Annotated in this window: 1 protein-coding gene; it reads right to left on the reverse strand. The window is 68.0% G+C overall.

What is annotated here, in order from left to right; all coding sequences use genetic code 11:
* Positions 1-76: 76 nt before the first annotated feature.
* The gene (gene istA, locus FYW95_RS27435; protein WP_159945728.1) at positions 77-1,306 is read right to left on the reverse strand and encodes an IS21 family transposase; all 1,230 of its coding nucleotides are present in this window, start codon (positions 1,304-1,306) and stop codon (positions 77-79) included.
* Between the last annotated feature and the right edge of the window lie 72 nt (positions 1,307-1,378).

Raw genomic sequence — 1,378 nt, forward strand, 5'->3', positions numbered from 1 at the left:
TAAGCGATCTGCGAGGCCGTGTCCTTACCGGTCGGCCTTCCTGCCACATGCGTGACCCTGTTGGAAGAACTCATCGTCAAGCCACCCCCTCAACACCCAGCAGCCGGTCATAGGAGCCCAGGTCACGCTGCTCGACCGGCTCCGGCACCAGCTCAGGCTCCCGCGCCGAGCGGGCCTGGCCGCGCATCCGCCGAGCTGCCCGTGCGTGCTCGGGATCGGTGAGTGTCTGGTGGGAGGCCCAGCACCTCGGATGGTCGGCGACCAGCTCACCACCGCAGGTCACACGGACGCGTTCGAGATCGGCATGGACGAGGACCTGCCGCCCCACCGCAGTGGGGTGCACGGAGTAGTCGCAGGTGTCCAGGCGCACGTAGTGGTCCCGCGGCAGCCGGCTGGTGCGCCACCATCCCACCGCTGAGGGGACCCGGTCGGGCAACGCGACCATCTGTTCCAGGTCCGTGGCGAACCGCTCGGTGGGACGACACCGCAACGTGCTGTGCATGCGATTGTTGGCGCGTTCCAGCCAGGCGGCCAGCTGGGTGTTGAAGTCGTCCGGGCCGGTATAGGTCCGCCCCGGCTCGAAGGAGGTCTCCAGGTAGCCGTTGGCCCGCTCGACCATCCCCTTGGTCTCTGGGTCCTTGGGCAGGCACTGGTAGACGGCCACCCCCAACGATCCCTTCAGGGCCGCGAACTCCTGGGCCAGGCGGGGTTTGCCGCCTCTCCAGGAACCCACCGCGGGTTCGTTGTCCCAGACCAGGGTTCGGGGAGTGCGACCCAGCTCGCTGAGCAGGGCCCACATGCCTGCGGTCAGGTCCCCGGCCTGGCGGGAGGGCAGCATCCTCGCCAGGATCCACCGCGAGTAGCCCGAGACCATGACCAGCACCGGTGGCCGCTCGGCCTGGCCAGCCCCCAACGGGATGTCAGTGTTGGGGAACCACAGGTCGCACTGGGCCAGTTCCCCGGGCTGGTAGGTCGTGCGCGAGGCTGGATCCTGGGGCAGGTAGAACGGCCGGAGCTGGCGGACGCGGTCCTTGAGCACGGTCATCGACCGCTGCCAGCCGATGCGCTCGGCGATGACGGTGGCGGGCATGGTCGGTACCTTGCGCAGCAGGTCGCGGATCTGCGGCTCGAAGGGGTCCACGATCGACCCCTGGGTCCTGCGCTGGTACTTGGGCGGGTCCTGGGCGGCCAGGGCCCTCTTGACGGTGTTCCTGGAGATGCCCATGTGGCGCGCGATGGCCTTGATCGGCATCTGCTCTGATCGGTGCAAACGGCGGATCTCCGCCCAGTCCTCCACAGTGATCACCTTCCTGATCATCAGCAGAGGGGGTCAGATTTCGGACGACGCTACGGGGTCAGTATTCACGTGTCGCCGACA

This window comes from Nocardiopsis sp. FR4, assembly GCF_009830945.1.
Lineage (GTDB): Bacteria > Actinomycetota > Actinomycetes > Streptosporangiales > Streptosporangiaceae > Nocardiopsis.